26 protein-coding genes are annotated in these 25,705 nt (G+C 69.3%); 19 read left to right on the forward strand and 7 right to left on the reverse strand.

What is annotated here, in order from left to right:
* The first annotated feature begins 24 nt into the window (after positions 1-24).
* The 4 genes from QFZ29_RS05275 (at position 25) to QFZ29_RS05290 (ending at position 4,215) form a co-directional block, all read left to right on the forward strand.
* Positions 25-1,209, forward strand: a complete 1,185-nt coding sequence (locus QFZ29_RS05275; protein ID WP_373426260.1) for an ABC transporter substrate-binding protein — start codon at positions 25-27, stop codon at positions 1,207-1,209.
* Positions 1,210-1,211: 2 nt separating this feature from the next.
* The gene (locus tag QFZ29_RS05280; RefSeq protein ID WP_306893174.1) at positions 1,212-2,411 is read left to right on the forward strand and encodes an ABC transporter ATP-binding protein; all 1,200 of its coding nucleotides are present in this window, start codon (positions 1,212-1,214) and stop codon (positions 2,409-2,411) included.
* A gap of 2 nt (positions 2,412-2,413) precedes the next feature.
* Positions 2,414-3,325, forward strand: a complete 912-nt coding sequence (locus QFZ29_RS05285) for an ABC transporter permease (RefSeq protein ID WP_306893175.1) — start codon at positions 2,414-2,416, stop codon at positions 3,323-3,325.
* A gap of 89 nt (positions 3,326-3,414) precedes the next feature.
* Positions 3,415-4,215: an ABC transporter permease gene (locus QFZ29_RS05290; RefSeq protein ID WP_306896611.1), complete on the forward strand. Its 801-nt coding sequence runs from the start codon at positions 3,415-3,417 to the stop codon at positions 4,213-4,215.
* A gap of 51 nt (positions 4,216-4,266) precedes the next feature.
* Here QFZ29_RS05290 and QFZ29_RS05295 read toward each other — a convergent pair whose 3' ends face one another.
* Complete coding sequence (locus tag QFZ29_RS05295) at positions 4,267-5,256, reverse strand: asparaginase (protein ID WP_306893176.1); 990 nt, start codon at positions 5,254-5,256, stop codon at positions 4,267-4,269.
* A gap of 4 nt (positions 5,257-5,260) precedes the next feature.
* Positions 5,261-6,637, reverse strand: coding sequence for a 4-aminobutyrate--2-oxoglutarate transaminase (gene gabT / locus QFZ29_RS05300; protein WP_306893177.1), 1,377 nt, complete (start codon positions 6,635-6,637; stop codon positions 5,261-5,263).
* A 94-nt stretch (positions 6,638-6,731) separates the two neighbouring features.
* Between gabT and QFZ29_RS05305 the strand changes: the two genes are divergently transcribed.
* Entirely contained in the window at positions 6,732-7,217 is a 486-nt protein-coding gene (locus QFZ29_RS05305; RefSeq protein WP_306893178.1) for an OsmC family protein, read from the forward strand.
* 9 nt (positions 7,218-7,226) lie between these two features.
* Here the strand turns inward: QFZ29_RS05305 and QFZ29_RS05310 are convergent, their stop codons facing one another.
* A complete protein-coding gene (locus QFZ29_RS05310) occupies positions 7,227-8,165 on the reverse strand; it encodes a hypothetical protein (protein WP_306893179.1) in 939 nt (312 codons plus the stop codon).
* A gap of 46 nt (positions 8,166-8,211) precedes the next feature.
* On the reverse strand, positions 8,212-8,976 hold the full coding sequence (locus tag QFZ29_RS05315; RefSeq protein WP_306893180.1) for a lysophospholipid acyltransferase family protein: 765 nt from the start codon (positions 8,974-8,976) through the stop codon (positions 8,212-8,214).
* Positions 8,977-9,108: 132 nt separating this feature from the next.
* On the opposite strand from QFZ29_RS05315, the gene QFZ29_RS05320 reads away from it, so the two are divergent.
* The 6 genes from QFZ29_RS05320 (at position 9,109) to QFZ29_RS05345 (ending at position 14,631) form a co-directional block, all read left to right on the forward strand.
* Positions 9,109-9,747 carry a hypothetical protein gene (locus QFZ29_RS05320; protein ID WP_306893181.1) on the forward strand — a complete coding sequence of 213 codons (639 nt, stop codon included), beginning with the start codon at positions 9,109-9,111 and terminating at the stop codon, positions 9,745-9,747.
* Between the two features lie 32 nt (positions 9,748-9,779).
* Positions 9,780-10,871, forward strand: a complete 1,092-nt coding sequence (gene dxr, locus QFZ29_RS05325; RefSeq protein WP_306893182.1) for a 1-deoxy-D-xylulose-5-phosphate reductoisomerase — start codon at positions 9,780-9,782, stop codon at positions 10,869-10,871.
* Between the two features lie 66 nt (positions 10,872-10,937).
* Positions 10,938-12,263: a M50 family metallopeptidase gene (locus QFZ29_RS05330; protein ID WP_306893183.1), complete on the forward strand. Its 1,326-nt coding sequence runs from the start codon at positions 10,938-10,940 to the stop codon at positions 12,261-12,263.
* 123 nt (positions 12,264-12,386) lie between these two features.
* Complete coding sequence (locus QFZ29_RS05335; RefSeq protein ID WP_306893184.1) at positions 12,387-13,529, forward strand: sensor histidine kinase; 1,143 nt, start codon at positions 12,387-12,389, stop codon at positions 13,527-13,529.
* Positions 13,526-14,188, forward strand: a complete 663-nt coding sequence (locus tag QFZ29_RS05340; protein WP_306893185.1) for a response regulator transcription factor — start codon at positions 13,526-13,528, stop codon at positions 14,186-14,188. The genes QFZ29_RS05335 and QFZ29_RS05340 overlap by 4 nt, the downstream gene beginning before the upstream one ends.
* Positions 14,189-14,325: 137 nt before the next feature.
* Positions 14,326-14,631 carry an SHOCT domain-containing protein gene (locus QFZ29_RS05345; RefSeq protein WP_306893186.1) on the forward strand — a complete coding sequence of 102 codons (306 nt, stop codon included), beginning with the start codon at positions 14,326-14,328 and terminating at the stop codon, positions 14,629-14,631.
* An 84-nt stretch (positions 14,632-14,715) separates the two neighbouring features.
* Here the strand turns inward: QFZ29_RS05345 and QFZ29_RS05350 are convergent, their stop codons facing one another.
* On the reverse strand, positions 14,716-15,999 hold the full coding sequence (locus QFZ29_RS05350) for a low temperature requirement protein A (protein ID WP_306893187.1): 1,284 nt from the start codon (positions 15,997-15,999) through the stop codon (positions 14,716-14,718).
* A 97-nt stretch (positions 16,000-16,096) separates the two neighbouring features.
* Positions 16,097-17,281, reverse strand: a complete 1,185-nt coding sequence (locus QFZ29_RS05355; protein WP_306893188.1) for an acetyl-CoA C-acetyltransferase — start codon at positions 17,279-17,281, stop codon at positions 16,097-16,099.
* Positions 17,282-17,490: 209 nt separating this feature from the next.
* On the opposite strand from QFZ29_RS05355, the gene QFZ29_RS05360 reads away from it, so the two are divergent.
* The 8 genes from QFZ29_RS05360 to QFZ29_RS05395 all read left to right on the forward strand — a co-directional run bounded on the left by QFZ29_RS05360 (position 17,491) and on the right by QFZ29_RS05395 (position 24,995).
* Positions 17,491-18,237, forward strand: coding sequence for a 3-hydroxybutyrate dehydrogenase (locus QFZ29_RS05360; protein ID WP_306893189.1), 747 nt, complete (start codon positions 17,491-17,493; stop codon positions 18,235-18,237).
* 73 nt (positions 18,238-18,310) lie between these two features.
* A complete protein-coding gene (locus tag QFZ29_RS05365; protein WP_306893190.1) occupies positions 18,311-19,081 on the forward strand; it encodes a CoA transferase subunit A in 771 nt (256 codons plus the stop codon).
* A gap of 1 nt (position 19,082) precedes the next feature.
* Positions 19,083-19,715, forward strand: coding sequence for a CoA transferase subunit B (locus tag QFZ29_RS05370; protein ID WP_306893191.1), 633 nt, complete (start codon positions 19,083-19,085; stop codon positions 19,713-19,715).
* A gap of 173 nt (positions 19,716-19,888) precedes the next feature.
* A complete protein-coding gene (locus tag QFZ29_RS05375; protein ID WP_306893192.1) occupies positions 19,889-20,968 on the forward strand; it encodes a YihY/virulence factor BrkB family protein in 1,080 nt (359 codons plus the stop codon).
* A gap of 63 nt (positions 20,969-21,031) precedes the next feature.
* A complete protein-coding gene (locus tag QFZ29_RS05380) occupies positions 21,032-21,802 on the forward strand; it encodes a hypothetical protein (RefSeq protein ID WP_306893193.1) in 771 nt (256 codons plus the stop codon).
* A 98-nt stretch (positions 21,803-21,900) separates the two neighbouring features.
* Positions 21,901-23,031: a flavodoxin-dependent (E)-4-hydroxy-3-methylbut-2-enyl-diphosphate synthase gene (gene ispG, locus QFZ29_RS05385; RefSeq protein ID WP_306893194.1), complete on the forward strand. Its 1,131-nt coding sequence runs from the start codon at positions 21,901-21,903 to the stop codon at positions 23,029-23,031.
* 74 nt (positions 23,032-23,105) lie between these two features.
* Positions 23,106-23,270, forward strand: coding sequence for a hypothetical protein (locus QFZ29_RS05390; RefSeq protein ID WP_306893195.1), 165 nt, complete (start codon positions 23,106-23,108; stop codon positions 23,268-23,270).
* Positions 23,271-23,525: 255 nt separating this feature from the next.
* Complete coding sequence (locus QFZ29_RS05395; RefSeq protein WP_306893196.1) at positions 23,526-24,995, forward strand: hypothetical protein; 1,470 nt, start codon at positions 23,526-23,528, stop codon at positions 24,993-24,995.
* A gap of 52 nt (positions 24,996-25,047) precedes the next feature.
* Here the strand turns inward: QFZ29_RS05395 and QFZ29_RS05400 are convergent, their stop codons facing one another.
* Positions 25,048-25,674 (reverse strand): helix-turn-helix domain-containing protein, encoded by a 627-nt coding sequence (locus QFZ29_RS05400; RefSeq protein WP_306893197.1) that lies wholly within the window; start codon positions 25,672-25,674, stop codon positions 25,048-25,050.
* Between the last annotated feature and the right edge of the window lie 31 nt (positions 25,675-25,705).

Below are 25,705 nucleotides of genomic sequence, written 5' to 3' on the forward strand. Positions count from 1 at the left end.
ACACGGCCCCTTCCCCAGGACCCGATGATCCGCGCCATCATCACCCAGGCGCGCCAGGCGCAACTGAATCGTCGCACGCTCCTCACCGGCGCCGGTGCAGGTGCGTCGGCGCTCGCCCTCGCAGCGTGCTCGACGGGCGGCTCACAGGCCAAGCCCACGCCCGCGGCCGACGAATCGGCCTCCGACAAGTCCCTCAACTGGGCGAACTGGGCTGCGTACATCGACGAAGATGACGACGGCAAGTACCCCACGCTCGAGGCCTTCCAGGAGGAGACCGGCATCGCGGTCAACTACGAGGTCGCCGTCGACGACAACAACACCTACTACGGCAAGGTCAAAGACCAGCTCGCGCTCGGCCAGGACATCGGCGCCGACCTGGTCTGCCTCACCGACTGGATGATCGCCCGGTGGATCCGGTTCGGCTACGCCCAGGAGCTCGACCACGGCAACATGCTGAACATCGCGAACCTCACGCCTTCGCTTCGCGACGTCGACTTCGATCCCGGCCGCACGATGTCGCTCCCGTGGCAGGGCGGCTTCGCCGGCATCTGCTGGAACAAGGAGGCCGTGCCCGGCGGTCTCGCCTCGGTGTCCGACCTGTGGCACGCCGACCTCAAGGGCCGCGTCGGCGTGCTCTCCGAGATGCGTGACACCATGGGGCTCCTCATGCTCGAGAACGGCGTCGACATCTCGGGCACGTGGGGCGACGATGAATACTCCCAGGCGATCGACCTCCTGCGCCAGCAGGTCGCCGACGGCCAGGTCCGCAACATCAAGGGCAACTCCTACCTCGAAGACCTGAAGAGCGAAGACACCCTCGCGGCGATCTGCTGGTCGGGTGACATCACCGTCATCAACGCCGAGGCGGGCGACAAGTGGGAGTTCGCCATCCCCACCGCGGGCGGCACGCTCTGGAACGACAACTTCCTCGTGCCGATCGGCTCGCCGCGCAAGGCCAACGCCGAGGCGCTCATCAACTACTACTACGAGCCCGAGGTCGCCGCAGAGGTCGCCGCGTGGGTGAACTTCATCACGCCGGTCGTCGGCGCCCAGGAGGCCGCAGCCGCAATCGATCCCGAACTGGCCGAGAACCAGCTCATCTTCCCGAACGAGGAGACGCTCTCGAACGCCTACGTGTTCCGCGCGCTCGACGGCGCAGAGGAGCAGAAGTACCAGGCCGAGTTCCAGAGCATCCTGCTGGGTTCGTGAGCATGCCGGCAGGAGCGTTCGCCGAACGGGGCGCCGACCTCGAGCTCGTGGGCATCCAGAAGCGGTTCCCGGGCTTCACGGCGATCGACGAGCTCGACCTCACGATCCCCGCCGGATCGTTCTTCGCGTTGCTCGGACCATCCGGCTGCGGCAAGACGACGACGCTCCGGCTCGTCGCCGGCCTCGAGGAGCCCACCCGAGGCCGCATCCTCGTCGGCGGTGTCGACGTCACCGACACGAAGGCGCACGAGCGACCGGTCAACACGGTGTTCCAGAGCTATGCGCTCTTCCCGCACATGTCGATCATCGAGAACGTCTCGTTCGGGCTCAAGCGGCGACGTATCGCGGATGCCGCCGGGCGGGCCCACGAGGCGCTCCGGCTCGTCGAACTCGACCACCTCGCGCAACGCAGGCCCCAGCAACTGTCGGGCGGTCAGCAGCAGCGCGTCGCGCTCGCTCGCGCGATCGTGAACCGCCCGGCTCTCCTGCTCCTCGACGAGCCGCTCGGCGCGCTCGACCTGAAGCTGCGCCGCCAGATGCAGCTCGAGCTGAAGACCATTCAAGAAGAGGTGGGCCTCACCTTCCTGCACGTGACGCACGACCAGGAGGAGGCCATGACCATGGCCGACACCGTCGCGGTCATGAACAAGGGCGCGATCGAGCAGATGGGCCCGCCGGCGGAGCTCTACGAGTCGCCGCGCACGGTGTTCGTGGCGAACTTCCTCGGCCAGTCCAACCTGTTCTCCGGCGACATCGTCGGCTCCACGGGCACGGCGATCACGGTCGATGCAGCCGGAGCACGCCTCGTGGTGCCGACCGCGCGTGCGAGGCGTCACCAGGGCAGCGTCACGATCGGCGTTCGACCCGAGAAGGTGGCCCTGCATCGTGAGGCGCCAGTCGAGTCCGCCGAGCGCAACGTGCTCGGCCCAGGTCATGTGATCGACGTCTCGTTCTCGGGGGTGAGCACGCAATACCTGGTGACCGTTCCGGGCGTCGGAACGCTCACGGTGTTCGCCCAGAACATCGGCTCGGGTCCCGTCGCGGCCGAGGGCGCCGAGGTGTGGGTGAGCTGGGACGTCGCGCACGGATTCGGCCTCGACGACGACGCCGAATCGGCGCCGCGATTCGCTGCCGACGACGACACCGAGTCGATCGCCGTGCACCGTCGTGAGGCGCTCGTCGCGGAGCTCGAGGAGCACTGACCATGGCCTTCGCAGCATTCACGACCGCGGAGGCACAGACGCAGGCACCGAAGCGGAAGAGCCGCATCGCGCTCTTCCTGCTCCTGCCCGGCATCGCCTACCTCGTGCTCTTCTTCCTCGCCCCGCTCATCTCGCTGCTGCTGACCTCGCTGCAGGCGCCGCGAGAGTTCGGCGACATCGGCCAGTTCGACTACGCGTTCAACTGGCAGAACTACACGGCCGTCGTCGAGAGCTACCTGCCGCACATCCTGCGTTCCTTCGGGTACGCCCTCGCGGCCACGCTGCTCGCGCTCGCCATCAGCTATCCGCTCGCGTACTTCATCGGCGTGAAAGCAAGGCGCTGGCCGATGCTCCAAGGGCTCATGCTCGTGCTCGTGATCGCCCCGTTCTTCATCAGCTTCCTGCTGCGCACCCTTGCGTGGAAGCAGCTCCTGTCAGATGAGTCGTTCGTCATCACCTCGCTGAAGGCACTGTCGCTCATGGCGCCCGACGCGCACTTCACGGGCACACCGTTCGCCGTGATCTTCGGCCTGACCTACAACTTCATCCCGTTCATGACGCTGCCGCTGTACACGACGCTCGAGCGGCTCGACACGCGCTACCTCGAGGCCGGCAGCGACCTCTACGCGAGTCCGTTCACGGTCTTCCGCAAGGTGACGATCCCGTTGTCGATGCCCGGCATCGTCGCCGGCACCCTGCTCACCTTCATCCCGGCCGCCGGCGACTACATCAATGCGAGCCGCGACTTCCTCGGCGGCACCGAGACGCAGATGATGGGCAATGTGATCGAGGCGAACTTCCTCGTGCTGCTGAACTATCCGGCGGCCGCGGCGCTCTCGATCATCCTCATGGCGGTGATCCTCGTGCTCGTCGGGGTGTACGTGAAGCGATCCGGAACGGAGGAGCTCCTGTGAGCGGCGAAGTCCAGGCGGCGGCGGTCCTCGGCGAGCTGGCCGAGAGCGAGGCCCGCGACCCCGGGCGGCGCACCCCGCGCCGGCGGCGCATCGGACTCGGCGACTGGCTGCTCCCGGCCTACACGATCATCGCGTTCGTGTTCCTGCTGATCCCGATCGTGTACACGTTCGTGTTCTCGTTCAACGACTCGCTCAAGTCCAACATCTCGTGGCGAGGGTTCACCTTCGACAAGTGGCTGAACGTCTGCAACGTCGAGGGCGGCGCGGTCTGCCAGGCGTTCGGCAACAGCATCGTGATCGGCATCGCCGCCACGGTCATCGCGACCACGCTCGGCACGATGATCGCCCTCGCGCTCGTCCGCTATCGCTTCCGCGCGCGGTCGGCGATCAGCCTGCTGCTGTTCCTCCCGATGGCGACGCCCGAGGTCGTGCTGGGCGCCGGGCTCGCCGCGCAGTTCCTCGCCGTCGGCGTGCCGAAGGACATGACGACGATCATCCTGGCGCACACGATGTTCTGCATCAGCTTCGTCGTGGTCACGGTCAAGGCGCGCATCTCGAGTCTCGATCCGGCGCTCGAGGAAGCGGGCCGCGACCTCTACGGCTCGCCGGCCCAGGTGTTCTGGCGGGTCACGTTCCCGCTCCTGACCCCTGGCATCCTCGCCGCGGCGCTGCTCTCGTTCGCGTTGAGCTTCGACGACTTCATCATCACGAACTTCAACTCCGGATCGGTGTCGACGTTCCCGAAGTACGTGTACATCTCGGCGTCGCGGGGCATCCCCGCCGAGGCCAACGTCATCGCGTCGGCGGTGTTCCTGTTCGCCCTCGTGCTCGTGGTCGCGGCGCAGGTCTCGCGCACGGCTCGCGCGAAACGGCTCGCACAGCTCGGTTGACACGACGGATGCCGCCGCATCCAGGTGGGCGGCGGCGTCCGCGAGTCGGCGTCAGAAGTTGGCGCGGATCTGTCCGACCCGGCGCTCGCCACCCATGACCCACAGGTCGAGCTCGGTCTGCACCGCGTCGACCGCGTCATGCTCGACCGCGCCGGCGTCGGCGAGAAGACGGAGCGCGATGATCGTCGACGCGCGTGACGAGCCGTCGAGCACCTTGAGCGCCGTGGTCGTGCCGTTCGGCGCCGTCATCACCATGATGCCCTCGGCCCCGACCTTCGCGAACACGCCGAGGCGTTCCATCGCGATGGTGTCGGGCTGGCCCGGGCCGCCGACCGCCCACGGATTCGCTCGAGCCGCCTCGGTGAGCGCGGCCGCCTCGCGATAGAGCGCGAAGGGGGATGCCGTGGCTGCGGTGGTGATCTTCTGGATGCCGCGTGCCAGCGCGTTCAGGCTGATGGCGTGCACGGGTGCGCCGCAACCGTCGACCGCGGTAGCGGCGGGCCGCTCGCCCGTGAACCGTTCGATGACGTCGAGGACGCGCTTCTGGAGCGAATGCCCGGGGTCGAGGTAGCCCTCCAGCGGCCACTCGTTCGCGACGCACGCGAGGAGCATGGCGGCGTGCTTGCCGGAGCAGTTCATGTAGACGCGCTCACGTGCGCCGCCCGAACGCACGAGCTGATCGCGAGCGGCCTGGTCGGATGGCGCTGCCGGCGGGCAGCCGAGCGCCGAGACCGGCAGCGATGCGCGGTCGAGGAGCCCGCGCACGAGGGCGACATGCGCCGCCGTTCCCGAGTGGCTCGCCGTCGAGATGGCCGCGTCTTCACCCCGAAGGTTGACTCCGGAGGTCATCACCGCCACGGCCTGGAACGGCTTCAGGCAAGAACGCGGGAAGATCGGCGATTGCACGTCTCCGAGCGCGCGCACGACCTCGCCGTCGGGCGAGAGCACGACGGCCGAGCCGGCATGACGGGACTCGATGAAACCACCTCGTTCGACTACAGCGAGTTCGACGGAGTCAGTGATGCTGAACGTGCCGGTCACCGCGCTACCCGAGCGAGGCGAGGGCGTCGTCGAGCACGCTGAGCCCGTCTTCGATCAGGGCATCGCTCACGGCGAGGCTCGGCAGGAAGCGCAGCACATTGCCCCACGTGCCCGCGTTCAGGAACAGTACGCCGTGCTGCGCCGCATAGGCGACGATGGCGGTGACGGCTTCGGGGTTCGGCGTCTTCGTGGTCGCGGCGGTGCCGGGTTGCACGAGCTCGATGGCCACCATCGCGCCCTTGCCACGGATGTCGCCGATGATGTCGTAGCGCTGCTGCAGTCGCTCGAGTTCGGCCTTCAAGCGGGCTTCGATGCGCGTCGCCGCCTCGAGGAGGTGGTTCTCCTCGATCGCCTCGAACACCGCGATCGCCGCTGCGCACGCGACGGGGTTGCCGCCGAAGGTGCCGCCGAGCCCGCCGGGCTGGGAGGCGTCCATGATCTCGGCGCGGCCGGTGACCGCCGCGAGCGGAAGGCCGCCGGCGATGCCCTTCGCGGAGAGCACGAGGTCGGGCTCCCAGCCGAAGTGCTCGCTCGCGTAGTAGTGACCGGTGCGCGCCATGCCGCTCTGGATCTCATCGGCGATCATCACGACGCCGTGCTCGGTGCACCACCGCTGCAGGATCGGAAGGTAGCCGTCGGCCGGCACCATGAAGCCGCCCTCGCCCTGGATCGGCTCGACCACGAGGCAGGCGAGGTCGGCCGCGCCGACGACCTTCTCGAGGTAGGCGATCGTGTGCGCCGCGGCATCCGCACCGCTCAATCCGTCGCGATAGGGATAGGAACTCGGCGCGTGGTACACGTCGCCGGCGAGCGGGCCGTACCCGGTCGCGTACGGGTGCGCCTTGTAGTTCATCGCCATCGTGAGGTTCGTGCGACCGTGGTACGCGTGGTCGAGCACGGCAACGGCTCGCCGTCCGGTGAACTTGCGGGCGATCTTCACGCCGTTCTCGACCGCCTCGGCGCCGGAGTTGACGAGCACCGACTTCTTCTCCCAGGCGCCGGGCGTGTGCTCGGCGAGGAGCTCGGCGACGCGCACGTACTCCTCGTAGGGGGTGATCGTGAAGAGGGTGTGGATCACATCTTGGAGCTGGCTCGCCGCCGCCGCCACGACACGTTGCTCGGTGTGTCCGACGGTGGTCACGCCGATGCCGGCGCCGAAGTCGACGAACCGGTTGCCGTCGACATCGACGAGGATCGCGCCGTTCGCGCGTTCGATGTAGACGGGCAGGGCAGAGGAGACGCCGGCCGAGACGACCTTGGCGCGCCTCGCGTGCAGCTGTTCGGACTTGGGACCGGGAATCGCGGTCACGACCTTGCGCTCCTGCGGCACGGAGTACACCGGCGCGGGCGCGGTCTGCGCGGAAATCTGGGTGTCAGTCATGGTTCTCCCACCCTATCGCCGCCGCTCGTGCTGCGCCGCGGCCGTCCAAGGGGCAGAATCGGATGCAGCTCACTCGCCATCGATCGGAGGCCACATGCTCGGCGAACACCACTACTCGATCGAGGTCGAATGGCAGGGCGATCGCGGCGAGGGAACCTCGGGATACCGCGCCTACGGCCGCCAGCACGTCGTGCGGGCGGCCGGCAAGTCGCACGACATCGACGGATCGAGCGACCGGGTGTTCCACGGCGACCGGGAGCGCTGGAATCCCGAGGAACTGCTGATCGCGGCGCTCAGCCAGTGCCACATGCTCTCGTACCTGCACGTCGCGACCCAGCACGGCGTGATCGTGCACGGATACACGGATGCCGCGAGCGGCACGATGGTCGAAGACGGATTCGGCGGCGGGGTGTTCACCGAGGTGACCCTGCACCCGCGTGTCATCGTGGCCGACGAGTCGATGGTCGAGGCGGCCCAGCGGATTCACGCCGAGGCCGCCGAGAAATGCTTCATCGCGGCTTCCGTGGCATTCCCGGTGCACCACGAGCCAGTCGCGGTCGTCACGCCCGTGATCGCCTGAGCAGGCGATTCAGCGGCTCTCCACTGCGGGACGGCTATCGACCGCCGGCAGTGTGGGCACCGGCCCAGGACACACGTCGCCACCCACGAGCCTCGTGCAGGGCGGGAAGAACGCCGGGAAGCGCTCGGCTTCGGGATCGCCGAACCACCGATGCCAGATGCGCCAGAAGTTGAGGTTGCCGAACGCCGAGCATGCGTCGTCGGCTCGCGAGTCGTCGATCGTCGCGTCGTTGGGCTGATACGGCGTGTAGTTGTAGAGGTTCGCGGTGGCCTGGTTGCGGATGGTCACCGATGATGCACCGCATGCGGCATCGGGATGGAACTGCACGTCGACCGTGCCGACGTGGAACTTGCGGTCGGGCTCCTCGGTGTACTGCCGGAACTGCCAGGCTGCGTTGTACACCTGGTTGAAGAAGCCGAAGTACTTCGTGTCGCAATCGGCGGTGTCGGGGCAGCCGTACCCGGTGGCCCTCAGGTACCCCGAGGCGGTCGGCCGTGTGAGCAGCGACTGTTCCTTCTGCAGCAGCACGAGCAGCGTGCGCGGGCTCACGCCGCACGCTTCGGCGACCTTCGAGATGATGCGGCTCGCGCGTTCACGGATGCCGCCGCGGTACTCGGTGCAGTGTCCGGGTCCGGCAGGGGGCTTCGTCTCCGTGCTCTGCGAGAAGTCGGCGAGGCATTTCACCCCGGGCTCCGGCCGGCAGGAGACCCCCTCGAGGAACGACTGGATCTCGCGTTCACTCAGCGCGCCGCTGTCGTAGAACGCGTCGTCGCTCACGATGTAGCCGGGGTCGAACCGTGATGCCGGCGGCACCGGCAGGTCGACCACGCTCGCGTTCGGCGACGAGGTCGCGACCCGTGGTGCCTCTGCCGGCGAGGTGCACGCAGCCAGCGTGACCACCACGAGCGATGCGGCGGCGACGCGGGCTGCGGCCTTCGCGATGCTCATCGAAGCGACGATACCCGCCCACTCCGAGTCGAGGCTGGGAATCACGTCAGATGCGCTCGCGCGGCACCACGCGATCGGCGATCTTCGCGAACGTCCCCTGCGGCGGCGTCTCGTTGTAGCGTCCGGCGAGCTCCTGCCCGCTGAGGGCGTGGATGGCGCCCATCACCTCGTCGGTGGCGGCGCGGCGGGCACGACCGGAGGTCGCGGTGCCGTGCCGACTCAGGTCGAGCGATTCACCGAAGCGCACGGTGACCGGACGCACTCGCGGCAGCTTGGAGCCGACGGGCTGGATCTCCTCGGTGCCGATGAGGCCGACGGGCACGACGATCGCGCCGGTCGTGAGCGCGAGCCAGGCCACGCCCGTGCGACCCCGGTAAAGGCGGCCGTCGAGCGAGCGGGTGCCTTCGGGGTAGATGGCGAACGCGTTGCCGGCGTCGAGGATGCGCCGCCCCTGGTCGAGCGCCTCCTGCGCCTGGGCGCCGGCGCCGCGCTCGACGCTCACGGCACCGATGGCTCCGAAGAAGGTGCGCGAGATCGCTCCCTTCACTCCGGTGCCGGTGAAGTAGTGCGACTTCGCGAGGAACTGCACCGGCCGGGGCGATGCCAGGGGGATCACGATGCTGTCGACGAATGAGAGGTGGTTGCTCGCGAGGATGACGGGCCCGCGCATCGGCACGTGCTCGGCCCCGGTGATCGTGGGCCGGTAGACGGTGCGGACGACAGGCCGGAGCACTCCGCGCACGACGCGATAGAGCGGTCCCTGCTGGACCGCCGGCGCGGCGGGGACGGCCTCGGCTTCGATCTCAGTCACCTTCCGACCCTAGGGGCGAAGGGATGCGCCGAACGGAATATGCCGTTCGCCGCGCGCTCGCGTGGCAGGCCCGAGTGCTGCTCACATGAGCACTTCGCCCCCGCGAATGCGCGAGTACGCGAGGATAGGACCATGGATGCCACGGCCGACGGCGAGCTCCTCGAGCTCGAGGGCTCGGGTGCGCACGTACTCGTGCTCGCCGGGGGCCGCCGCACGCCAGGCGCCGACGCAGTGCTTCGCGGTCTCCTCGCGAGATCGGCGGGTGTTCCCGCCGACGACGTCGAACTCGTGCACGCGTGCGCGGAGTGCGGGGCGCGTCACGGCCGCCCTCACGTGGCGTATCCGGCGACACCGTCGGGCGCGCAGTGGTTCGCCGATGTCGCGATCGCGGGCGACGCGGTCGTCGCAGCGGCGGCCACGAGGCATCCGCTCGGCGTCGGCATCGAGACGGCGGCGCTCGACGCCGGTGCCGTGATCGACGAGGCGGCATTCCACGCGAATGAGCGCGAGGCGCTCGACGAGCTCGATCCCGCGCGCCGACCGCTCGTGCGGGCCGCGCTGTGGGCCCGCAAGACCGCCTTGCTCCGCGCGGTCGGCCACACCGAGTTCATCGAGCCGTCGCGGCTCGAGCTCTCGATCCCCGGCGCCGACGGCGGCGTCGGGCGCATCGTGCGGAGCGTGCCCGAGTTCGGCGGGGGATGGCGCGAGGTGCGGTTCCACGATGTGGCGGTGCCCGGCAACCGCGCGGCATCTGTCGCGACCCTCGGCTGACGCCTATTCGACCACCGGCCTACAGTGGAGGCGTGCGCAGCGTCATCATCCTCGGCTCGTCAGGCTCGATCGGCACCCAGGCTCTCGAGGTCATCAGGGCGAACCCGCGCCGATTCGATGTCGTCGGACTCGCGGTCGGCTCGAATCGGGCATTGCTCGAGGCGCAGGCCGCGGAGTTCCACGTCGAGCACACCGCGGTCGGCGTCGACGAGGCCGTGCAGCTCGTGCGCGACGTGCACGCCGACGTGGTGCTGAACGGCATCACGGGGTCGGTGGGGCTCGCCCCCACGATCGCGGCCCTCGAGCGCGGCGCGACGCTCGCCCTCGCCAACAAGGAGTCGCTCATCGTCGGCGGCGACCTCGTGACCCGACTCGCGCAGCCGGGGCAGATCGTGCCCGTCGACTCCGAGCACTCCGCGATCGCGCAGGCCCTGCGGTCGGGAACCGACGACGAGGTCCGCCGGCTCGTGCTCACCGCCTCCGGCGGCCCGTTCCGCGGCCGGACCCGCGCCGAGCTCGCCGACGTCACGCCTGCCGAGGCGCTCGCCCATCCGACGTGGGACATGGGCCTCGTCGTCACGACGAACTCGGCGACGCTCGTGAACAAGGGACTCGAGGTGATCGAGGCGCACTTGCTCTTCGACGTCGAGTACGACCGCATCGACGTCGTGGTGCACCCGCAGTCGATCGTGCATTCGATGGTCGAGTTCGTCGACGGGTCGACGATCGCGCAGGCGTCGCCGCCCGACATGCGCCTGCCCATCTCGCTCGGGCTCGACTGGCCGCACCGCGTCGCGGCCGCCGGCAGGCCGCTCGACTGGACGACCGCGACGAGCTGGACGTTCGAGCCGCTCGACGTCGACGCCTTCCCGGCGGTGGCGCTCGCCAAGCAGGTCGGCCGCGCCGGCGGCGAGTACCCCGCGGTGTTCAACGCGGCGAACGAGGAGGCGGTCACGGCGTTCCACGCCGATCGCATCGGGTTCCTCGACATCGTCGACACGGTGCGTGCGGTCGTCGAGTCGCACGAGGCATCCGGATCGGAGCTCTCGGTCGCCTCGCTCGCCGACGCCGAGCTGCACGCCCGCCGGGTGGCGAACGAGCGGATCGGCCGCGTCACGCGCTGATCGCGGCATCCGTCGTTCACAGCCGGCGGACAGCGCGCGCGGAGGCTCCGGCACTACGCTGGCTGGGTGGATTCCGTACTCGCGTTCGTGATCGGCGTCGTCATCATCGTGATCGGCCTCGCCGTGTCGATCGGCCTGCATGAGATCGGGCACCTCGTGCCCGCCAAGCTCTTCGGGGTGAAGGTGACGCAGTACATGATCGGCTTCGGGCCGACGCTCTGGTCCAAGCGCAAGGGCGAGACCGAGTACGGCGTGAAGGCCATCCCGCTCGGCGGGTACATCTCGATGATCGGCATGTTCCCGCCCGCGAAGGGCGAGCGCGCGGGCGCCGACAGCACGAGCTTCTTCCGCGGACTCGTCCAAGACGCCCGTGACTCGAGCAGCGAGTCGATCACGGCCGGCGACGAGCATCGCGCCTTCTACCTGCTTCCCGTGTGGAAGCGCATCATCGTCATGTTCGGCGGTCCGTTCATGAACCTCGTGCTCGCCGTACTGCTCTTCGCGGTGCTGCTCATGGGCTTCGGCGTCGCCCAGGCATCGACCACCGTCGGGTCCGTCTCGGCGTGCGCACTGCCCGCCACGAGCGAGCGGCAGACCTGCGAGCCCGGCGACCCGGCGGCTCCAGGTGCTGCAGCCGGCATCGAACCGGGCGACCGCATCGTCTCGGTCGACGGCACGCCCATCGACAGCTGGGTGCAGTCGACCGCCATCATCCGCGACCACCCCGACGAGCCCATCGACCTCGTCGTCGAACGCGACGGCTCCGAGGTCACCCTCACCGTCACGCCGATGCTGAGCGAGCGCTACGCCACCGACGAGCAGGGCCGTGTCGTGACGGATGCCGCAGGCGATCCGGTCACCGTGCAAGCGGGCTTCGTCGGCATCGGGGCGGCGACCGAGACCGTGCAGCAGCCGGTGACCGCCGTGCTCCCGGCCGTCGGCGAGAACGTGGCGGGCGTTGCCGGCATCATCCTGAACCTGCCGCAACGCATGGTCGACGTCGCGAATGCGGCGTTCGGGCCCGACGAGCGCGATCCGAACGGGCCGATGAGCGTCGTCGGCGTCGGCCGGGTCGCCGGCGAGATCGCGAGCCTCGACGAGATCCCGCTCGCGTCGAAAGCCGCCGGCCTCGTGGGCATCGTCGGCTCGCTGAACATCGCGCTCTTCGTCTTCAACCTCATCCCGCTGCTGCCACTCGACGGCGGGCACATCGCCGGCGCCCTGTGGGAGGGCATCCGTCGCACGTTCGCCAAGCTCTTCCACCGACCCGACCCCGGGCCCGTCGACATGGCCAAGCTCATGCCGCTCACGCTCGCGGTCGTCGTGATCCTCGGCGGCATGAGCGCGCTCCTCATCTACGCCGACATCGTGAAGCCGGTCGCACTGTTCTGATGCGCTGCTGATGCGTTCCTGATGCGCTGAGGATGTGCTCCTGATGCGTTACTCCCGAGGGAGTAGGCCAGGATCATCCGGCGGGCCGATCCGCGCAAGCGGGCGCAGGACTACGATCGAGGAATGCCCGTGCCCCAGTGGGACGGACGCCCCGAGCGATTCCGGCCGCCGCCCGGCTTCGTGCTGTTCGCGCCCGTCATCATCAGCCTCCTCGTGCAGGTGCCGGCGGCCATCGTCATCGCGGCCTGGACCCACGCGGGCTGGCTCGCGGGCGCACTGCACGTCGCCCTCGCTGCACTCGGACCGATCGCGCTCCTCGCATCGGTCCGCTTCCCGGGGCCGACCGTCGTCGTGGTCGCGGCCGCGGCGCTCGCCGACCTGTTGATCGGGCCCGACCTCGGTCCGCCGTACGTGGCGCTCGTGTTCGCGATCGTCCTCGCCGTCGCCCGCGGTGCCGTCGTCTGGGCCACCGCGTCGGTCGTGATCGCGTGGGCCGCCGCGCTCTCGATCGGCGCAGTGCTCGGTGAGACGTGGCATCCGTTCCGCATCGCCCTGGCGACGCTCGCACTCGCCGCGAGCTTCGGCATCGGCTCGTTCGTCCGCACGCGCCGGGCGCGATTCGCGGAGTTCCGTGCCGAAGCCCAGCGCCGCCGGAAGGCCGCCGAGCAACGCGAGCGCGTGCGCATCGCCCGCGAGCTCCACGACGTCATCGGGCATGCGCTGTCGCAGATCAACGTGCAGGCGAGCGTGGGCCTGCACCTCATGGACCGCGATCCCGAGCAGGCGCGCACCGCGCTCGGCAGCATCAAGGAGACCTCGAAGACCGCCCTCGACGAGGTGCGTAGCGTGCTCGGCGTCATCCGCGACGGGGAGGCCCCGCTGGCCCCGCAAGCGGAGCTCGCCGAGCTGCCTCGACTCATCGCGGGCGTGCGCTCGCCCGCGCTCCAGCCCGAGCTCCTCGACCGCCTCGAGTCGCCGCCGCGACGAGCGGTGCAGTTCGCCGCCTACCGCATTGCGCAGGAGGCGCTCACGAACGTCGTGCGGCATGCCGGCGCCGCGCGGGCGATCGTGACCCTCGACCGGGCGGGCGACGACCTCGTGCTCACGGTCGACGACGACGGCGCGGGCTTCGACGACCACGAGGGCAGCGGCATCCTCGGCATGCGCGAGCGCGCCGCGCTCCTCGGCGGCTCCGTCGAGATCGGCGCGTCGCCGATCGGCGGCACGAGAGTCACCGCGCGCCTGCCGTGGGGAGGCGTCGAATGATCCGCGTCGCGCTCGCCGACGACCAGCACCTCGTGCGGGCGGGATTCCGCGCGCTCCTCGAGGCCGAAGACGATGTCATCGTCGTCGGCGAGGCATCCGGCGGGGAAGAGCTGCTCGCCCTCGTTCGCCGTGAGTCCGTCGACGTCGTGCTCATGGACATCCGGATGCCGGGCGGCGATGGCCTCTGGGCGACGGAGCAGATCGCGGCCGACCCGGCGCTCGCGGGCGTGCACGTCGTGATCGTCACGACGTTCGAGCTCGACGAGTACGTCGCCCGCGCGGTGCGTGCGGGCGCGGCGGGGTTCCTCGTGAAGGACACCGAGCCGGTCGACCTCATCCGTGCGGTTCGCGTCGTCGCGGCCGGCGATGCCCTGCTCTCTCCGGGCGTGACGAAGCGCCTGCTCGAGCGGATGGCGGTGGGCCTGCGCGACGCACCCGACGAGCAGCGCCTCTCCGCACTCACCGACCGGGAGCGCGAGGTGCTCCGGCTCGTTGGCCTCGGACTCACGAACGACGAGATCGCGACCCGGCTCGTGCTGAGCCCGCTGACATCGAAGACGCACGTGTCGCGCATCATGGCCAAGTTGCACGCGCGCGACCGGGTGCACCTCGTCGTCGTCGCCTACGAGTCGGGGCTCGTGGCGCCGGGCTGGCAGTAGCCGACGCGCCGGTCGGCAGCATGCTCCCGGGGGAGCAGGCCAAGTGACTCCGCGGGTGGGATTCGCGGATGCCGCGACCCGGCGAGACTCTCATCGACGGCCCGATCCGGGGCCGCAACCGATCAAGGGAAACTCACATGCTCGCCACCCTCGCGACCACCGCGGTGGTCACCCACACCGGCGCCTGGGGCGCCGGCTTCGGATGGGCCTTTCTCCTCATCCCGATCTTCTGGATCCTCGTCATCGGCCTCATCGTCTTCCTCGTGAGCCGCCGGCGCCGCGAGTGGGCCCACGCCGGCCCGAACGGCGGCTACGGTCCGCCGTGGATGCGGGGCGCGAGCGCCGAGTCCACGCTCGCCGAGCGGTTCGCCAAGGGCGACATCGACGAGACCGAGTACCGTGCCCGGCTCGAGGTGCTGCGCACGAACCGGCCGAACGCCTGACGACGACGTGCGAGGGGCGGATGCCGCGCGGCATCCGCCCCTCGCGCGTGCACGGCTGCCGCGGCATCCGTGAACCCGATCGGCTCAGGCGAGTGCGCGCTCGAGTGCCGCGGCCTGATGCCGGTAGCCGATGGTCTCGTAGCCGACGACCACGACGAATGGCGACGCAGCGGTGATCAGGATGCCGGTGCCGAAGCTCGCTCCCGCCATCACCGCGAGCACCGCGAGCGCGAGCACGATCATGCTGCCGATGAACAGCCAGATGTGGAACGGGTCGAACTCCCGAAGCAGCAGCGAGTAGACCGTGAACAGCGCGACCATGAAGATCGCCACGGGAATGACGACCGCGAGCAACGCCTGGACCATGTCGATGTGCGCGACGCCCTCGATCTCGTACGCCGCGACGTGCAGGCCGGCCCCGGTCGCGGCGAGCGCGAAGAAGATGAAGTAGTGCCCGTAGCCCCACATGAAGCCGCGTTCGCGGAAGCGCGCGAGCACCTTTCCCGACGGCATCGTGAAGTACGCCCACCAGAGTCCGAACGCGAGCGCCGTGCCGCCGAACGCGAGGAGCACGGCCTCGACCGACCAGTCCTGCTTCTCGATCACGGCCGAGATCGCGAGGATCGTGCCGAGCACGATCTCACCGAGCGTGATGATGACGAGCAATCCGTAGCGTTCGGCGATGTGATGCGGATGCCACGGGGTGCCTCCCTGCCGCCGGTGCTCGGCGACGTACGGGCCGACGAGCTCGAGGATGATGAGCGGCACCATGACCGCGACCGTCACGGAGAGCGGAAGATCGACGATGGCGAGCAGCACCCAGCCGACTTGCGCGATCGACACGAAGCCGACGTACGTGAGTGCGCTCGCCCGTCGAGCCGGGTCATGCTTCGCGGCGCGCAGCCAGAGGGCGATCGTCGCGACGCGCATCACGACGTAGCCGGCGACGACGACCGTGTTGTCGACGTGGTGCCCTTCGTCGAGCGAGTGGAACAGGTCCGGCAGGCCGAGCGCGAGCACGAGCACGCCGAGCATCGCCACCATGGTGGCGACGCGGAAGAAGATGTCGTCGTTGTCGTAGGCGGAGGCGAGCCAGGAGTAGTTGATCCAGGCCCACCAGATCGCGAAGACGGCGAAGGCGAACGCGCCGATCGCGGGCGTCCAGTGGCCGAGCTCGAGCAAGTGCGCCGTCTGCGCGCCGGCCTGGCTGAATGCGACGACGAAGACCAGGTCGAACAACAGCTCGAGCGGCGTCGAGCTCCGATGCGCTTCGTCAGGGTCGCGTCCCGTCATGCGGCGCAGGCGATGATCGAGCGGAGGCCGAGCGGATGCTGCGGACTGCACGTCGCTCGTCGGCCGATCACTCATCGTGCGTTCCCTCCGTGGCGCGCGTTCGGCACCGTGGCATCATGCTGCCACAGCCGCCGCACGACTGCACCGCCACCGGGTCGCCCACCAGACGCCGTCAGCGCGAGAGCAGCAGTGCCTCTCCCTGGCCGCCGCCGCCGCAGAGTGCGACGGCCGCTCGGCCGCTGCCGCGACGCGACAGCTCGAGCGCCGCGTGGAGGGCGAGTCGCGCGCCCGACGCGCCGATCGGGTGCCCGAGCGCGATCGCGCCACCGTGCACGTTGACGACGTCGGGCTCGATGCCGAGCTCGCGCATGGACTGCAGCGACACGGCGGCGAACGCCTCGTTGATCTCGACGAGGTCGAGGTCGGCGGCGGAGTCGCCCGTCTTCTCGAGGGCCGCGGCGATCGCGTTGGCGGGCTGCGAGTGCAGGGAGTTGTCGGGGCCGGCGACCTGCCCGGCGACACCGACGAGTGCGAGCCAGGGAAGACCGCGCTCCTCGGCCCACTCGCGGCTCGCGACCACCACGGCGGCTGCGCCATCGGAGAGCGGCGAGGAGTTGCCGGCGGTGATCGATCCCTCGGCGGCGAACGCCGGCCGGAGCTTCGCGAGCACCTCGACGGTGGAGTCGGGACGCACGCCCTCGTCGGTGTCGACGACGACCGGGTCGCCCTTGCGCTGCGGCACCTCGACGGGCACGATCTCGTCGTCGAACACCCCGCCCGACTGGGCGGCGCCCGCGCGGCGGTGAGACTCGGCGGCGATCTCGTCCTGCTCCGTGCGGGTGAGGCCGTAGCGCCCGTTGAAGCGCTCGGTCGAGGCGCCCATCGAGTCATGGTCGAACGCGTCGGTGAGGCCGTCATGGGCGGCGCTGTCGAGCATGGAGGTGGCGCCGTAGGTGAAGCCGCGCCGTGAGCCCGGCAGCACGTGCGGTGCGTTCGTCATCGACTCCTGGCCGCCGGCGACGACAACGGATGCCTCGCCGAGGCGGATCAGCCGAGCGGCATCCGTGATGGCGGCGAGGCCCGACAGGCACACCTTGTTGAGGGTCGTCGCCGGAACGCGCCACGGGATGCCGGCGGCGACCGCCGCTTGCTTCGCGGGGTTCTGGCCGGCGCCGGCCTGCAGCACCTGGCCCATGATGACGGCGTCGATGTCGTCGGCGGAGACGCCCGCGCGACCGAGCGCCCCACGGATGGCCGTGGCGCCGAGCTCCACCGCGGTCTGCCCCGCGAGCTTGCTGTTGATGCGCGTGAACGGGGTGCGCGCTCCGCCGATGATGACGACGTCGGGGGTGCTCATGCCGGGTGACTCCTTCGTCGAGGATGAGTGGATTCCTCCAGTCTATGTTCCGGATCGGGGTGCGAGGGCGGTGAGCAGGGTGTGCGAAACCGCAGATGCGTGCTGCAATTCTCACCATTTGCGATGCGAATTCGCGCAGTCATACTCGGACTGCCGGCACCCTCCGGTTGATTCGCGCGGGGGCGGGCCATGACTCGACGAGGAGGAACATGACCAAGCTCACCGGACGACGGGCCGTCGTCACGGGCGGTGCGAGCGGCATCGGCCTCGCGTGCGCCGAGGCCCTCGCGGCGGCCGGCGCCGAGGTGACGATCGCCGACATCGACGGCACCGCCGCTGAGGCTGCCGCGAAGCGCATCGGCGGTACGGCGTGGCGAGTCGACCTCGGCGACACGAGCCCACTCGCCGACCTCGTGCTCGACACCGACATCCTCGTCAACAACGCCGGCGTGCAACATGTACGGCCCATCGTCGAGTTCGAGCCGGCGCAGTTCGCGCTCATGCTGCGCATCATGCTCGAGTCGCCGTTCCTGCTGATCCGGGCCGCACTGCCCGGCATGTCCGAGCGCGGGTTCGGCCGGATCATCAACGTGTCGAGCGTGCACGGCCTGCGCGCGTCGCCGTACAAGTCGGCGTACGTGGCCGCCAAGCACGGTCTCGAGGGGCTCTCGAAGGTCGCCGCGCTCGAGGGCGGCGAGCACGGCATCACGTCGAACTGCATCAACCCGGGTTATGTGCGCACGCCGCTCGTCGAGCGCCAGATCGCCGATCAGGCGCGCGCGCACGGCATCCCCGAGGAGGAGGTGCTGCCGAAGATCATGCTCACCGAGTCGGCGATCCCACGGCTCGTGGAGCCGCATGAGGTCGCGAGCCTCGCGCTCTGGCTCGCCGGTGATGACGCGCGCATGGTGACCGGGGCGAGCTACACCATGGACGGCGGATGGAGCGCGAGATGAGCCGCAGCGCGAGTAGCGTGATGCCTGTGCTCCGCTCCCGCCTCGCGGCCCCGGAATCACAGAAAGGTACATCGTGACACTCGACAAAGTCGTCGGGTCCGCTCGAGAAGCGGTCGCCGACATCCCTTCGGGCGCGAGCCTCGCCGTCGGCGGCTTCGGCCTCTGCGGCATCCCGATGGTGCTCATCCAGGCCCTGCTCGACGCGGGCGTCGACGGTCTCTCGATCGTCTCGAACAACTGCGGCGTCGATGACTGGGGGCTCGGCGTGCTGCTCGCCGAGCGGCGCATCGCGAAGATGACGTCGTCGTACGTGGGTGAGAACAAGGAGTTCGAGCGGCAGTACCTCTCGGGCGAGCTCGAGCTCGAGCTCACCCCGCAGGGCACGCTCGCCGAGAAGCTCCGCGCGGGCGGCAGCGGCATCGCGGCGTTCTTCACGCAGACCGGCGTCGGCACGCAGGTCGCCGAGGGCGGGTTGCCGCAGCGGTACAACGGCGACGGTTCGATCGCCGTCGCGAGCGCAGCCAAGCCCGTGCAGTCGTTCGAGTTCGCGGGGGCCGCTCGTGAGTTCGTGCTCGAGGAGGCGATCACCACCGACTTCGCGCTCGTGCACGCGCTGCGGGGCGATCGCTACGGCAACCTCGTCTTCGACAAGTCGGCGCGCAACTTCTCGCCGCTCGCGGCGATGGCGGGGCGGGTCTGCATCGCGCAGGTCGAGGAGATCGTCGAGGTGGGCGCGCTCGACCCCGACGCAGTGCACCTGCCCGGCATCTACGTCGACCGCATCATCGTGGTCGGCGCCGACATCGAGAAGCGCATCGAGCGCCGCACCGTCAGGGAGGACTGAGATGGCACTCACGCGATTCGAGATGGCCGCGAGAGCGGCTCGCGAGCTGCCCGACGGCTCCTACGTCAACCTCGGCATCGGGCTGCCGACGCTCGTGCCGAACTACGTGCCAGAGGGCATCACGATCCTCCTGCAGTCCGAGAACGGCATCCTCGGCGTCGGGCCGTATCCGACCGAGGCCGACGTCGATCCCGACCTCATCAACGCCGGCAAGGAGACCGTGACGGTGCTCCCCGGCGCCGCGTTCTTCGACTCGGCCACGAGCTTCGGCATGATCCGCGGAGGCAAGATCGACGCGGCCATCCTCGGGGCGATGCAGGTCTCGGCAACGGGCGACCTCGCCAATTGGATGATCCCCGGCAAGATGGTGAAGGGTCCGGGCGGCGCCATGGACCTCGTGCACGGCGCACGCCGTCGCATCGTGCTCATGGAGCACGTCGCGAAAGACGGATCGCCGAAGATCGTGAACGAGTGCTCACTGCCCCTCACCGGCAGGGGCGTCGTCGACCGCATCATCACCGACCTCGCCGTCATCGACGTCACGCCCGAGGGCCTCCGCCTCGTCGAGCTCGCACCCGGCGTGACCGTCGATGAGGTCGTCGCCGCCACCGAGCCGGCGCTCTTCACCGACTGATGCGGCGCTGACCGGGGGACTATAACCCGCCATCCCCGGAAATGCGAGGGGGCTGCACGGGGGCCGTCCGAGGCGGAGACTGGTGGCCCTGACCGGAGGAGGTCGGGCGAGGTCGATGACCGGCCGGATCTGTGGCATCCACCTCGAGGCATCCGTGGATCGAGGAGGGCATGATGAGCGACGACGGGGCCAGCCGGGACCTGGCCGACGCTCCGGCGCCCGATGACGAGCGCAAGCCCGAGTCGCCGCGCGAGATCACGAAGCGTTCGTGGACGTACGTGCTGCGGAAGAGCTTCCGGGAGTTCCTCGACGACGAGTGCACCGATCGTGCCGGTGCCCTCACGTACTTCGGCGTGCTCGCGCTCTTTCCCGGGCTGCTCGCCCTCGCCTCGCTGCTCGCGATCGCCGGGCAGGGCGACAGGGCGATCGATGCCCTGTTCGGCATCGTCGAACAGGTCGCGCCCGCCGATGCGCTCGACGTCGTGCGGGAGCCGCTCGAGGACTTCAGCTCCTCGCCCGCCGCAGGATTCGGGTTCGTCACGGGCCTCGTGCTCGCCATCTGGTCGGCGTCGGGATACGTCGGCGCCTTCAGCCGGGCGATGAACCGCATCTACGAGATCGACGAGGGCCGGCCGTTCTGGAAGCTGCGGCCCATGCAGTTGTTCGTCACCATCGTCACCCTCGTGCTCGTCGTCGTGATCGCGATCATCCTCGTCGTGTCGGGACCGGTCGTCGATGCCATCGGCAACGCCCTCAACCTCGGTGAGACGGTGCAGGTCGCGTGGGAGATCGTCAAGTGGCCCGTGCTCGCGCTCGCCGTGGTGTTCGTCATCGCGCTCCTCTACTACGCGACGCCGAACGCGAAGCAGCCGAGATTCCGCTGGATCAGCATCGGCGCGGTCCTGGCGATCCTGGTGCTCCTCATCGCCTCGGCGGGATTCGCGCTCTACGTCGTGAACTTCTCGAACTACGACCGCACATATGGCTCGTTCGCGGGGGTGGTCATCTTCCTGCTCTGGCTCTGGATCTCGAACTGTGCACTGCTCTTCGGTGCGGAGTTCGACGCCGAGCTCGAGCGTGGTCGCCAGTTGCAGGCGGGTATCGAGGCGGAGGTGGACATCCAGCTCCCGCCGCGTGACACCCGCAGGAGCGAGAAGGCCGCGGCGAAGGAGAAGAAGGACGTCGAGCTCGGCCGCCGCATTCGTCTGGAGCACTCAGGCCAGGACGATGCCGAGCGCGACGAAGAGCGATGACCACGAGCGTCAGTCGTCTCGTCATCCGATCGTTATCGAGTCACGAGCTCGATGCGTGCATGCATGCCGCAGAATCTGTCCGACGGGAAAGAGATTCCCAGGCAGGCATGGGGGAAGATGCGCACATCCAACAGAGTCGAGTTCACCGTGCGGATCCTTGCTGCGGCTGTGATCGCCGTGACATTGTCGGCGTGCGCGAGCGCGGCACCGGCCGCCACACCGGCTCCCCAGACCACGGCACCGACCGCGACGCCGACGCCGACGCCGACGCCGGTGGCCGATCCGCTCGATTCCGTCACGTCGCTGGTCGCGCGCCCCACTGCACTCGAACTGCGGAGCGGGGATGGAACGGTGATCGCATCGCTCGACTACATGTCGTCGCCGGCTGCTGCGATCTCCGCGCTGACGACGGTCTTCGGCGCACCGCCGGTCGAGGAGCCATACCAAGGCACCAACCACACGCCGCCGGGTATCTACCACGTCTGGGACGAGTTCGTTCTGGATGAGCGTCACTACGACGAGGAGCGCCGCGCTGAGGGGCGTCTCGACTACATCTGGCCACGCCTCGCGGTGCACTTAGAGGGGCCGTCGGCGCAGGGTATCGATCTCACCTCCGAGCAGGGCTTCCGCGCGGGCGACGACTGGTCGAGCCTGAGCGGCGATCCGGTGTTCGATGCCGACCTGTGGACCTGTTACGGCACGCCGGTCGAAACACTTGAGCTCGAGCCAGCCGACGGCGATACCCGGACGGCGACCGTGGTCGTCAGAAGTGGTGACGACGGTACGGTCGGTGCCGTCGGTGCGCCCGAGATGATCGCGGACGGCTGCGCGTAGCAGCCGGTGTCCGAGGGCCGGTTGGGCGGGGTATCGCTCGCGGCCTGCGCGGAGGCCGTGCGCCGTAGACTGAACCCGTGCCTGCTGTGAATCTCGGAATGCCCAAAGTCCCTGAGGTACTGGCCCCCCGACGCAAGTCGCGCCAGATCAAGGTGGGCAAGGTCCTCGTCGGCGGCGACGCGCAAGTGAGCGTGCAGTCGATGACGACGACGCCGACCACGAACATCAACGCGACCCTCCAGCAGATCGCCGAGCTCACGGCTTCCGGTTGCGACATCGTGCGCGTCGCCGTGCCGAGCCGCGACGACGCCGAGGCGCTGCCGATCATCGCGAAGAAGAGCCAGATCCCGGTCATCGCCGACATCCACTTTCAGCCGAACTACGTCTATGCGGCAATCGACGCCGGATGCGCCGCGGTGCGCGTGAACCCCGGCAACATCCGCAAGTTCGACGACCAGGTCGCCGAGATCGCGCGACGCGCGAAAGAGGCCGACGTCTCGATCCGCATCGGCGTGAACGCCGGCTCGCTCGACCCGCGCCTGCTCCAGAAGTACGGCAAGGCGACGCCCGAGGCGCTCGTCGAGTCGGCGGTCTGGGAGGCGAGCCTCTTCGAGGAGCACGACTTCCACGACTTCAAGATCTCGGTGAAGCACAACGACCCCATCATCATGGTGAAGGCGTATCGCATGCTCGCCGAGCGCGGCGATTGGCCGCTGCACCTCGGCGTGACCGAGGCCGGCCCCGCGTTCCAGGGCACGATCAAGTCGGCGACCGCGTTCGGCATCCTCCTCGGCGAGGGCATCGGCGACACGATCCGCGTCTCCCTCTCGGCGCCACCGGTCGAAGAGGTGAAGGTGGGCCTGCAGATCCTGCAGTCGCTGAATCTCCGCGAGCGGAAGCTCGAGATCGTCTCGTGCCCGTCGTGCGGGCGCGCTCAGGTCGACGTGTACAAGCTCGCCAACGACGTCACCGACGGGCTCGAGGGCATGACCGTGCCGCTCCGCGTCGCCGTCATGGGTTGCGTCGTCAACGGGCCGGGCGAGGCTCGCGAGGCCGACCTCGGCGTGGCATCCGGCAACGGCAAGGGCCAGATCTTCGTGAAGGGCGAGGTCATCAAGACCGTGCCCGAGTCCGAGATCGTCGCGACGCTCATCGAAGAGGCGAACCGCATCGCCGATGAGATGGGCACGGATGCCCCGGTGGGCTCGCCCGAGGTCCTTACCCCGTAGTCGGCCGGCTCGTCCGCGAGTATCGTGGGCCGCATCGGATGCCACGACGCATCCATGCACGAGAGGGGCCCGTGATGAGCGGAAACGGCACCGAGTTCGAGTACCCCGACCAGGCTGGGTACCCCGACGGCATGGGCACGCTGCACGAGGGCGCCGAGGAGGATGCCGCGACGGCGACCGAGGACGAGCTCGAGCACTTCGCTATGGAAGACGAGGAAGACGACGACGAGGACGTCTGAGAGCCGGTTCGTCCTTTTCTCGGCACGTGAGCCGTGACGCGCCAGAACGACCTCTGGCCCTGCCTACCCCCAGACCGGGGCTCTTGGTCGTGTCAGCCCTGAGGCCATTTCGGGGTACTCACTGACGCGCCCCGCGCACACGTTCCCCTAGCGTGAGGCCGTGCGCGGGGGCGCTCCGAGCGACGTCAGCCGCCCGTCCTCGGGCATCGACGATCCGACATCCGTCGACGTCGGACTCACGAACGGAGCGATCCAATGAACATACGAACAAGGTCGCGCACGCGACTGGGGCTCGGCCTGAGCACCGGCGTCGTGATTGCGACGTTGAGCCTGGTGCTCGTCCCCTTGACCGCGCATGCGGAGGAATCGCCCGCCGAACCGGTGGTCGAGACTGCGGTCGTCGAGCCGGCCGTGCCCGAGGCGGAGGCCGAACCCGCCCCTGAGGCGGCAGAGCCCGTGGCGGAACCGCCGGAGGAGACATCGGTCCCGGCCGAACCCGTCCCGGCCGAATCCACCCTGCCGGATCCCGTCCCAGTGGCGGCGGAGGTCGTCGTCGCCGAACCCGGCGCGAGCGTCGAGGAGACGCTCGCCGAGCCGGTCGGCGAGCCAACCGTCACCCTCTTCGCGGCGGCCGACGATCCAGCCGTCGCTGCGGTCCCGGCACCGGGAGACCCCTGCTACCCGGCCGTCTGCATCACGAACGGCACGGTCCTCCTTGCGGTCAATCCGACCGGGGAGCTCAACACGAGTGACGCGACCGGTTCTGCCGCTGGTCCGGGGGACGCCGGGCTCACGTATGTGCCGACGGGCAACGATGGGACCTCGCCCGGATGCCTCTGCGAAGGCTGGGGCGTCGCTGATCCGGCGAGCGGCGTCTGGGGCGGAGCGAACCTCGACACCGAGGGAGCGGGCGGCACGAATCTCGTCGTCGAGTCCTTCGAGTACACCGGATCGACCGCGACATCCGTCGTGGTCATCGAGGATGCTGCAGATGAACCGGTCTTCCGGGTCACCCACGAGTACGTGCCGTCAGCGGCCACGCCGAACCTCTATCAGGTCAACGTGACGATCGAGAACCTCTCGGGAGCAGCGATCGCGACCGTGCAGTACCGACGGGTCATGGACTGGGACATCGAGCCCACGGCGTTCGACGAGTTCGTCACGATCGACGGTGGCACTGCGAGCGCGCTGTTCTTCTCGAGCGACGACGGGTTCGCCAGCCCGAATCCGCTGACGGGGCCCTCCCAGATCCTGTTCTCGGGCAACGCCACCGATGCCGGGCCTGACGACATCGGTGCGCTGTTCGACTTCGCATTCGGTCCGATCGGACCCGGCGGTTCGATCAGCTTCGTCATCTTCTACGGGGCAGCCGCGAGCGAGGCCGAGGCGAACGCAGCGCTCGCCGCGGTCGGCGCAGAGGCCTACTCGTTCGGCCAGACGGCCGACGACCCGGCGGGAGGCGCGCCCAACACGTTCATCTTCGCCTTCGGCAAGATCGGCGGTGCACCGATCTTCCCGGCGGACACGCCGACGACACCGCCGACCGCGCCGGCACCAGCGGTGGTGACGACCGCCGCCGCGGGAGCGGCAGCGTCGATCGGGAGCGCCCCGTCGCTCGCTTCGACGGGCGTCGACGCGTCGAGCGTCGCGTGGATCGCCTTGGCAGCGCTCGTCCTGGGTGGCGTGGCAATCGCCGTCGCGCGCACACGCATGCGTCAGGCCTGATCCATCGCACCGAGCGGATGTCGGCGTGCTCGAGCACGCCGACATCCGCTCGTCAGGGATGGACGATGAGCCAGGTCGCCACGGCAGGCCGGCTCGAAGTATTGCGGATGCGGTGCGGCTTCGAGCACGGGTAGCTGATCGAGTCGCCGGGCGCGAGCACGACCGTCTCGTCGTCGAACTCGATCGTGAGCTCGCCCGACACCACGCTGCCGATCTCGTAGCCCTCGTGCCGGAAGAGCGCGTTGTCGCCGGTCGCCGTGCTGCCGGGCGGGTAGACCGATTCGAAGAGGTCGAGTTCGCTCGTGCTTCGCGGCGAGAGCCGGCGGAAGGTGACGCCGCTCTCGAGCGCGACGGGCGTCGCCTGGTGGGCACGGACGAGCGTGTAGCCGTCGTGTCCCTCGGCGGATGACGCGTGGCGCTCGTCTTGGGTGTCGTCCGCGTCGTCGAACACGTCGGCGAGCGGCACGCCGAGGGCGTCGGTGATCGCGATGAGACGGGAGACCGACGGCTGCATCACTCCGCGTTCGATCTGGGAGACGGCGCTCGCCGAGATGCCGAGGGACTTCGCGAGGGTGCGAGCCGAGATTCCTCGCGCCGTGCGGAGCGCGCGGAGGCGCCCGCCGAGGCTCCGCACCTCGGCGGAGTCCATCGGGTCGCGTCGCGCGGCCAGTGACGTCATGACTCGATCCTAGAGCGCCGTCCAATTCGAT

It is taken from the genome of Agromyces albus (assembly GCF_030815405.1).
Lineage (GTDB): Bacteria > Actinomycetota > Actinomycetes > Actinomycetales > Microbacteriaceae > Agromyces > Agromyces albus_A.

Coding starts and splice junctions, on each gene's coding strand:
- QFZ29_RS05370 (WP_306893191.1), top strand. CDS start 19,083: ATGGCACTCACGCGATTCGAGATGGCCGCGAGAGCGGCTCGCGAGCTG.
- QFZ29_RS05320 (WP_306893181.1), top strand. CDS start 9,109: ATGGATGCCACGGCCGACGGCGAGCTCCTCGAGCTCGAGGGCTCGGGT.
- QFZ29_RS05280 (WP_306893174.1), top strand. CDS start 1,212: ATGCCGGCAGGAGCGTTCGCCGAACGGGGCGCCGACCTCGAGCTCGTG.
- gabT (WP_306893177.1), bottom strand. CDS start 6,637: ATGACTGACACCCAGATTTCCGCGCAGACCGCGCCCGCGCCGGTGTAC.
- QFZ29_RS05275 (WP_373426260.1), top strand. CDS start 25: ATGATCCGCGCCATCATCACCCAGGCGCGCCAGGCGCAACTGAATCGT.
- QFZ29_RS05350 (WP_306893187.1), bottom strand. CDS start 15,999: ATGAGTGATCGGCCGACGAGCGACGTGCAGTCCGCAGCATCCGCTCGG.
- QFZ29_RS05380 (WP_306893193.1), top strand. CDS start 21,032: ATGCCGCAGAATCTGTCCGACGGGAAAGAGATTCCCAGGCAGGCATGG.
- QFZ29_RS05345 (WP_306893186.1), top strand. CDS start 14,326: ATGCTCGCCACCCTCGCGACCACCGCGGTGGTCACCCACACCGGCGCC.
- QFZ29_RS05360 (WP_306893189.1), top strand. CDS start 17,491: ATGACCAAGCTCACCGGACGACGGGCCGTCGTCACGGGCGGTGCGAGC.
- ispG (WP_306893194.1), top strand. CDS start 21,901: ATGCCCAAAGTCCCTGAGGTACTGGCCCCCCGACGCAAGTCGCGCCAG.
- QFZ29_RS05400 (WP_306893197.1), bottom strand. CDS start 25,674: ATGACGTCACTGGCCGCGCGACGCGACCCGATGGACTCCGCCGAGGTG.
- QFZ29_RS05395 (WP_306893196.1), top strand. CDS start 23,526: ATGAACATACGAACAAGGTCGCGCACGCGACTGGGGCTCGGCCTGAGC.
- QFZ29_RS05335 (WP_306893184.1), top strand. CDS start 12,387: ATGCCCGTGCCCCAGTGGGACGGACGCCCCGAGCGATTCCGGCCGCCG.
- QFZ29_RS05310 (WP_306893179.1), bottom strand. CDS start 8,165: ATGAGCATCGCGAAGGCCGCAGCCCGCGTCGCCGCCGCATCGCTCGTG.
- QFZ29_RS05390 (WP_306893195.1), top strand. CDS start 23,106: ATGAGCGGAAACGGCACCGAGTTCGAGTACCCCGACCAGGCTGGGTAC.
- QFZ29_RS05375 (WP_306893192.1), top strand. CDS start 19,889: ATGAGCGACGACGGGGCCAGCCGGGACCTGGCCGACGCTCCGGCGCCC.
- QFZ29_RS05340 (WP_306893185.1), top strand. CDS start 13,526: ATGATCCGCGTCGCGCTCGCCGACGACCAGCACCTCGTGCGGGCGGGA.
- QFZ29_RS05305 (WP_306893178.1), top strand. CDS start 6,732: ATGCTCGGCGAACACCACTACTCGATCGAGGTCGAATGGCAGGGCGAT.
- QFZ29_RS05355 (WP_306893188.1), bottom strand. CDS start 17,281: ATGAGCACCCCCGACGTCGTCATCATCGGCGGAGCGCGCACCCCGTTC.
- QFZ29_RS05285 (WP_306893175.1), top strand. CDS start 2,414: ATGGCCTTCGCAGCATTCACGACCGCGGAGGCACAGACGCAGGCACCG.